Raw genomic sequence first — 7734 nt, 5'->3', positions numbered from 1 at the left:
TTATCTTTCGTATCGACCCAGATATTAGGCACCGCGCCGCCCGGCGTTAGGAAAATTTTTGCGTCGCCGTTTTCGCGCAACGCCTCGTTAAATTTAGCCTGCGTCTCGATCTGCTTGAGGCTTAAAAGATTTGCGTCCAAGCTCTTTGCGATCTCTTTGTTAGCGTAGGCTTGCGCGTCGGCTTCGATCTTGGCGGCATCGGCGCGACCTTGAGCCTCAATTTTGACGGCGTCTGCGTTACCTTTGGCAAGAGCAGCCTTTTTAAGCGCCTCTTGGTTTGCGCGCTCGACTTCGTATTTGGTGCGCTCAGCCTCCTGTTTGGCGATCTGTACGCTCTCGATCTGCTCCTTTACCTTCGCCGGCAGGATGATCTCGCGAAGCTGCACGGCTAGCAGATCTACGGGCGAATTCGGCAGTGCTTCGATATTCTTGCGGATGCCGTCGTCGATCGATTTGGCGATCTCGTCGCGTTTGGTAGGCAGCTCCTCGGCGGCATAGTTGCCGATGACGCTACGCACGACGTCCTTTACGCGAGGATCGATGATCTTATCCTCCCATAAAAAGCCCCACTCGGCGATCGTGTTGGGCGCCGTGGCTTCATTGAGCCTGTATTGCACGGTGATGTCGATGCTGACGGGCAAATTTCGCGAATCCAAAACCGAGAGCGAGTTTTTACTGATGATACCGCCCGTGGTGCCACTTTTAGTAGCGATACCCGCGCTCATATCTTCGCTGCTGGTGTAGTTGATGATACGTGTACGAGTATCTACGACGAATACGTCCTGTATGAACGGCACGAAAAAGTGAAGCCCCGCGCCAAGAGGCGTCGGATCGTATTTACCTAAATTTGATTTGATCCCCACTTCGCCCGATTGGATCGTGACGAAGGGCTTTGCGATCACGAGCAGCGCGATTATCGCGATTATCGCGTAAATCACGCCGCTAAACTTGCCCATCCCTCCGAAATTAGGAATTTTAAAATTTAAATTCCCGCCTTTTTTATCGCTGTTTTTCTTATTAAAATAATCATTCAAATCCGCTGGCATGCGCGTCCTTATTTAACGTAGGTGAGCCAGTGCTCAAATTTGGGGTCTTTGCCCGTGACGACGGCGAAATACGCCTTTTGCAAGCGGCTCGTGATCTCGCCCATCTCGCCCTTGCCGATGATCCTGCCGTCGATGTTGCTAATCGGCGTGACCTCCGCGGCGGTGCCGGTGAAAAACGCCTCGTCCGCGGCATAGAGCTGATCGCGAGCGATGCGCTCTCTGCGGACTTCGTAGCCCAGGCTGCGCGCAATTTCGATAACCGAGTTTTGAGTGATGCTCTCTAGGCTGGTATCGTTCGGCGGAGTGATGATGAGCCCATCTTTTACGATAAATAAGCACTCGCCCGGCCCCTCTGCGACGAAGCCCTGAGGATCGAGCAGTATCGCCTCATCGTATCCCGCGTCAACCGCCTCAAAATTTGCCATCTGCGAGTTAAAATAATTCGCACTCGCCTTTGCTTTTGCCATCATCGAAAATTGCGCCGGCTTCATCCACGATGAAATTTTAGCTTTGATCCCTTTGCATAGCGCCTCTTCGCCCATATACGCGCCCCATTGCCACGCTGCGACGATGACGTTTACCGGGCAATTCGTAGACGAAACGCCCATCGAGCCGTAGCCGAAGTACGCTAGCGGGCGGATATATACGGTCTGATCGAAGCGGTTTTTCGCGACGACGTCGATCTGTGCCTGACGGAGCTGCTCGAAGCTAAACGGAAGCTTGATTAGACAGAGTTTTGCCGAAATTTCAAGCCTGCGAGTGTGCTCGTCCAAGCGAAAAATCGCATAGCCTTTGTCGGTTTTATAAGCGCGTACGCCCTCAAATACGGCGTTTCCATAGTGCAAAGAGTGCGTCAAAACGTGAGTAGTAGCTTCCGCCCATGGGATTAGCTTGCCGTCTTTCCAGATGAGTTCGGCCTCTTGAATTTGTGCCATTTCTTGATCCTTTTGTTTAAAATTTAATCTGCGATTTTAGCTAAAACAATATTAATTTCTAAGAAATTTAAAAGCGGTTGAAATTTGGTGCTATTTTAAGACGCGCAACGAGTCGTGAGTTTAAATTTGGCCCGCAACTCGGTGCAGATGGCATTAAAATTCTACGAAAGAAAGCCCGATGCCGATCTTATTGACGCTGCGTTTGTAGTCCGCGAGGCTTTCGCCGTAGCCGTTGAAGTAGCGCAGATAGCCGTAAAATCCGCTGTTAAAGATCGGGAAGCTATAGTTTAGCTCGATCGCGCCGCGGTTACTGCCGTCAAAATGCAGGTTATTTCGCCACAGAGCGCTAAGTCGCTGCTTGCCGAAGGTGTATGACGCGCGCAGATCGCCGTAGCCCATATAATCCGCGATGTCCTCGTTCGTGCGGTCCAGCCAAAACGCATACCACACTCTGGGGGTGATAGAAAATCCGTCCGCGCTCCAGGTGCTTTGCGCGTAGAGCCTATTCCACGAGCGCGATTCCTCGCCGCCTTTGCCGTTTGATTCGTGCATGGCGCCGATCTTTAGCTCGTCCGCAAACGGCACCGGCGCGCTAACGTAGAGCTCTGGGCGATAATTGCTTTCTCGAAAAGGGGCGCTATCCTGCGTGATCTGCCACCAGGAATTTTGCGCGTAAGCAAACGAAATTTTCTCTCCAAGCCCCAGCGCGTCGTAGGTTATCGGGCGCTCGAAGCTAAACTCAAAATGCAGCTCATCCGCCTTGCGATCGGGTTTTTTACTGAAATCGTGGGTGAAAAGCATATAGATCGGCTCGTAGTATTTAAGCCCCAAAAATCCAAAATTTCGGCCATTTTGCTCACCTTTCGGCGCAGAATCCGGCGCAGTGGAATTTTGCGAGAGCGAGGCGGAATTAGATGCTAAATTTGATGCGGAGCCCGACGCAGCCGAGTTTGCCTCTGCGAAATTTGACGAAGTAGAATTTGGCGCGGCGGGTTTCGGCGCGGCGGAATTTTGTGCGACAGAATTTTGCGGTTTGGCGGAGTGTAAAACGGTAGTGTCATCGTGCGAAGCGCGGTTTTCTGCGGACGAGGTAGAATTTTCTGCGACTTTTCGGCGCGGTTTATCGCCTTTATCCGCTAGACTTGCCGCGGCGATCTTTTTGTAATAGATCATCGCGTTTTTGTAATCGCCTTTGGCCTCGTATTTGCTGGCCTTTGCGTATAGTTCGGAGAGATCTTGCGCGGCTAGGCTCATGGCGCAAAGCGCGAGCGCTAAAGCTTTAAATTTCATCTGCGCCCTTTAAATCGTTTTGATAATTTATATTTAAAAACTGCTCTTTGTTTTTGAAATTTAGCACTTTGGAATTTGCAGATCCGATGAGCGCGCCGATCTTATGCTCTTTCGCGCGGTAGAGCTCAAGCGCGCGCGGAGCGAGATCCGCGTCAAAAAATCCGCACAGGCTGTGCCTATGCGCTTCGTCGCCCGCCACGCAAATTTGCCCCTCCTGCTCGCTAAGAGCGCGAATGGTGGAAATTTCTACAAATGGCATATCGGCGGGGATGATAAAAATGCGCTCGCCGCTAAATGGTTTCAGTGCCGAATACAGCGCGCCCATCGGCGAAAAATCCTCAAATTCATCGTAAATCATAGGAAGCGGCGGGTTAAATTTAGAGCTTTTGGCGCAGGCGAAAACCCGCTCAAACTCGCGGCTTAAGCGCGAGAAAAGAAAGTGCGTCATGCTGGGATGCCCGCGAAAAGGAAATAGCGTTTTGTCGCTGCCGAAACGCGAGCTTTTGCCGCCGCAGAGAATGACGCAGGTTTTCATAGAAATTTCACCGGCTTTCATCGATCTTTATCGCGGCGAAATTTTAAATTTGAAAGTAAAATTTGAAAGAAGCGCGGGCATATCAGTCTTTTTGCATATATTTAGCTTTGCCAAGGGCGTTGTTTGCGATGAACTGATAAAGGCTCGGCGCCTGAAGCTTGGCTAACTCGGGGTATTTGGCTTTAAGCGTCTTCCAGATGTCATAGACGCGCATCCCGCTTGCGTAAAGCTTCATAATCTCGCTAAAATGCGGATCATAAAGGCTCGGCTTTTTATATAGCGAGAGTTTGCGGTCGGTATCAAGCACGGCGTTTGCCTCGATAAAAGCGGCAAGATCGCGCTCGCTTACTTTGGCAAAATCTTTTTCGTAGTGAGATTTCATATACTTTAAAATTTCTTTATTGCTAACGCCTTGGAAGTGCATTTTCTTGATTTCGAAGCGATATGCGTATAAGAAGTCCTCGCTTTTTTTGGCAGTTGCGCGAAGTCTTGTTTTTTCATCTTTGAACGTCACGGAGATGAAGTGCGTAAGCCCGGGCGCAGTAACGGCGTTTTTGAACGCTTCGTCCTCCTCGCCGATCTTTTTTAAGATCGCCTTGACGGTGTAACCCTCGGCAATAAGGTTTGAAATTCTATCTTTATAAGGTTTGTAGTCGAATCGCACGCGCCTAAAGCCCGTCTCGACGCTGATTTTTTTGTAGATCCTCGCATGCTCTCTAGATGTAAAATATCTCGATTTCAGCCCTTTGCGGAGTTGTTCGGCAACCGCGGTAAAATCGTCATAATCGGCGATGGACGCGATTAATTCCTTTTCGTTTACGACCCTGCCGTTAACGACCGCGATGGTAATGACCTTCATATTTTCTCCTTTGATTGGACACAATTCTAACTTAAAACTATAAACTCAAATTTAATTATTTATTATCAAGGATTGCGGAGGATTTGCGTTTGCGAGGCAGAATTTTACGCGCTAAGATTTAGTATTTTGATTGATTTTATATCTTTTTTGTGCTTGTTTTCACGCCGCTTTTTTATACTTTTTTGTGTAGAGATGAAGCGGGTTTGCAGATATAAATTTTACCCGCAAACTCTAGCTAAATTGCCCACACAAGTTAGCTTTTTTTAAACGAAAAAAGCTTTTTGATCTTCGTAAGCCCAAGCTTCATGCCGCTATATTTCATCATCTTAGCCATATTTACCCACATTTCACGCTCGTAGCACGGATGCGGGCAGTGGTGACAGCGTGGCTTTTCGGTATGCGGGCAGGCACCAAGGCGCGCGTAGGCATAGCGTAGCATTCGCTCGCAGTCGCTACAGAGATGAAAGTGCGTTTGCACTAGCCCCTTATCGTCTTTGTAGTCATGAAGCACGGCACCGTCTTTTTTAGGCGCATCCGCATGCTTGCCATCGCAGTAAATTTGGATAAATTTCGTCACTGTGTTTACTTCGTAAATAAATTTTTCACTCGTCATATTTGATCCTTTAGGCGGATTTTATCTAAAAGAGACAAAAATACTCTTGAGCGCGCTCAAGCTAAAATTGATGGAATTTTAAAATTCCGCGGAATTTCGCTTTATCTTTCGACCTTGTTGCTTAATAGAGTCGCGATGAAGCGCGTTTTGTCATTTGAGGCAAGTGCGATCTGAATGCTCATCGTAAGCGGCACAGCCAAAAACAGCCCACCGATGCCGAGTACGAAGCCCCATAGCAGCAGCCCTGCAAGTACGCTGATCGTTGAAAGCCCGAGCCCTTGCCCTAAAAATCGTGGCTCGATGATATTTCCGATCGCTACGTTTACGACCAAATAGATTGCGATAGTCCAGATGCTGGAGCTTATATCCATCGTAGCTAATGTCACGAAAAGTGTCGGAAAGACCGCTACGATCGAGCCAATGGTAGGGATGAAATTTAGCACGAAAGCCAAAATCCCCCACAGCGCAGCATATGGGACACCAAGAGCCCACAGCCCAAGCCCGATGAGCGCACCGGTGCAAGCTGAAGCGATAGTTTTGATTAGCAGATATTTTTTGAGGCTGGAGGCAAATTTCTTCACGAAAATGTGCGTAGCGCGGCTACTTTGCGAAAAATAGCGGATTTTTTCATCGATTACGGAGCTTTCAAAGACCATAAATGAAACCATTATAAAAATGAAAAATCCCGTCGAGACTATAGAGCCTGTTTTGCGCAGTAGTGCAGATAGCTGCGCGGCGGCTTCGCTCGGATCAATGCCTAGGCTTGCAGCGTTAAGCTCTATGCCGAATCGAGAGAGCTTCGCACTCACGCCTCCTAGCACCTCTTCAAATTTTGCTTGAAGCTCGGGCAGGCGCGCTGAAAATTCCTTGATCGCATCGAAGATGACTGCGCCGAAAAACACTATAATCGCCACGAAAGCGAAAGTAATGATGAGGAAGCTAAAAACACGCCCGACGCGGATCTTTTGGACATAAAGCACCAGCGGCGAGACGAGCACCGTGATGAAAATAGCTAGCAAAAATGGCACGACGATAGCCTGCGCGGCTTTAAGACCCGCCAGGATAATAACTACGCAAGCGATGGAGATCAAGGACATTTGAAGTTTCAAGACTTTTCCTAAATTTAGATTTTCGCTTTGGCGCGAAATTAAGGAGTGATTTTAACTAAAATTTCATAAAATTTAGCTCTGCTTTGAAATTTTATCCGCTAAATTTAAAGCTCGCTCGGTATCGTTCCGCTCGCGCAGCTTTGCTTTTGGCTTGCCCGCTAAATTTAAAAACGCAAGCAAATCCAAAATCCCGCGTGGCAAAAATTAGAATTTTTTGCTAAAATTTTGTGAAATTTACATAAGCAGGATCAAAAATGAATCTTCCCAAACAGCTTTTAGACCGCTACGCCGCGGAGCATCAAAGCGCGGGCGAGGCACAGCGGACGGCGAACGCGATCGCCTTCGCGCCGGTGGTCTTTCAAGTCTCGCGATTGATGAAAAAATTTGGAATTTTAAGCGCGCTTCATGAGGCGCGGGACGGGCTAAGCATAGAAGGGATCGCGAAGAAGCTCTCGCTTAGCGAATACGCCGTAAAGCTGCTTTTGGAAAGCTCGCTTAGCATCGGCACGGTGCTGCTGTGCGGCGAGAAATTTCGGCTCAGCAAGGCGGGGTATTTTCTGCTCACCGACGAGATGGTGGACGTTGATATGAATTTCATCCACGACGTGTGCTACGAGGGGCTATTTAGGCTCGAAGAGACGCTAAAATCGGGCAAACCAGAGGGGCTAAAGGTTTTTGGGCAGTGGGCTACGATCTACGAGGCGCTTTCGCATCTGCCGCCGCATGTGCGCAAGAGCTGGCTCGCGTTTGATCATTTTTATTCGGATTTGGCGTTTGAGCCCGCGCTAAAGATCATTTTCTCGCGCAAGACGGATAAAATTTTAGACGTAGGCGGCAACACGGGGCGCTTTGCTAAGCGGTGCATAGGCTACGACGAAAATGTGCGCGTCACGATAATGGATCTTGCGGGGCAAATTTCGATGATGAAAGACGCCGTCGCAGACGCGCAGGGCGCGGGGCGCATAGACGGGCTTGCAGCCGATCTGCTAGATCCCGCTACGCGCTTTCCGCGCGGCTTTGACGCGATCTGGCTTAGTCAGTTTTTGGACTGCTTTGCAGAGGAGCAGATCGTAAGCATCCTCTCGCGTGCAGCGGAGTCGATGAGCGAGCAGGCGCGGCTTTATATTTTGGAGCCGTTTTGGGACAGGCAGCGCTACGAAACCGCCGCGTATAGCATGACGCAGATCAGCGTGTATTTCGCCGCGATGGCAAACGGCAATAGCAAAATTTATCACTCGGACGATATGATTAAATTTGCGCAGTGCGCCGGGCTTAAAATTTCGCAAATTCACGACGGGCTGGGCGTCGGACACACGCTGCTGTGCTGCGAAAGGGCGCGCTGATGGA

General features: G+C 49.4%; 8 protein-coding genes. 1 reads left to right on the top strand and 7 read right to left on the bottom strand.

The window, feature by feature from the left end:
* The 7 genes from Q0369_RS01190 to Q0369_RS01160 form a co-directional block, all read right to left on the bottom strand.
* Nucleotides 1-1046: SPFH domain-containing protein (locus Q0369_RS01190; RefSeq protein ID WP_298094860.1), on the bottom strand; the 1046-nt coding region annotated here is incomplete at its 3' end.
* 8 nt (nt 1047-1054) lie between these two features.
* Entirely contained in the window at nt 1055-1981 is a 927-nt protein-coding gene (locus tag Q0369_RS01185) for a branched-chain amino acid transaminase (RefSeq protein ID WP_298094857.1), read from the bottom strand.
* 153 nt (nt 1982-2134) lie between these two features.
* The gene (locus Q0369_RS01180) at nt 2135-3271 is read right to left on the bottom strand and encodes a phospholipase A (protein ID WP_298094855.1); all 1137 of its coding nucleotides are present in this window, start codon (nt 3269-3271) and stop codon (nt 2135-2137) included.
* Nucleotides 3261-3827 carry a molybdenum cofactor guanylyltransferase gene (locus tag Q0369_RS01175; protein ID WP_298094853.1) on the bottom strand — a complete coding sequence of 189 codons (567 nt, stop codon included), beginning with the start codon at nt 3825-3827 and terminating at the stop codon, nt 3261-3263. Before Q0369_RS01175 ends, Q0369_RS01180 begins: the two co-directional genes overlap by 11 nt.
* A gap of 61 nt (nt 3828-3888) precedes the next feature.
* Nucleotides 3889-4665 (bottom strand): hypothetical protein, encoded by a 777-nt coding sequence (locus Q0369_RS01170; protein WP_298094849.1) that lies wholly within the window; start codon nt 4663-4665, stop codon nt 3889-3891.
* Between the two features lie 253 nt (nt 4666-4918).
* On the bottom strand, nt 4919-5278 hold the full coding sequence (locus Q0369_RS01165; RefSeq protein WP_297903142.1) for a nitrous oxide-stimulated promoter family protein: 360 nt from the start codon (nt 5276-5278) through the stop codon (nt 4919-4921).
* Between the two features lie 101 nt (nt 5279-5379).
* Complete coding sequence (locus Q0369_RS01160) at nt 5380-6387, bottom strand: AI-2E family transporter (protein ID WP_298094845.1); 1008 nt, start codon at nt 6385-6387, stop codon at nt 5380-5382.
* 254 nt (nt 6388-6641) lie between these two features.
* Here Q0369_RS01160 and Q0369_RS01155 point away from each other — a divergent pair, with 254 nt between their 5' ends.
* Nucleotides 6642-7730 carry a methyltransferase gene (locus tag Q0369_RS01155; protein WP_298094842.1) on the top strand — a complete coding sequence of 363 codons (1089 nt, stop codon included), beginning with the start codon at nt 6642-6644 and terminating at the stop codon, nt 7728-7730.
* Nucleotides 7731-7734 lie beyond the last annotated feature (4 nt).

The sequence above is a fragment of the uncultured Campylobacter sp. genome (assembly GCF_938030685.1).
Lineage (GTDB): Bacteria > Campylobacterota > Campylobacteria > Campylobacterales > Campylobacteraceae > Campylobacter_B.
This window is presented reverse-complemented; position numbering and strand designations above follow the sequence as displayed.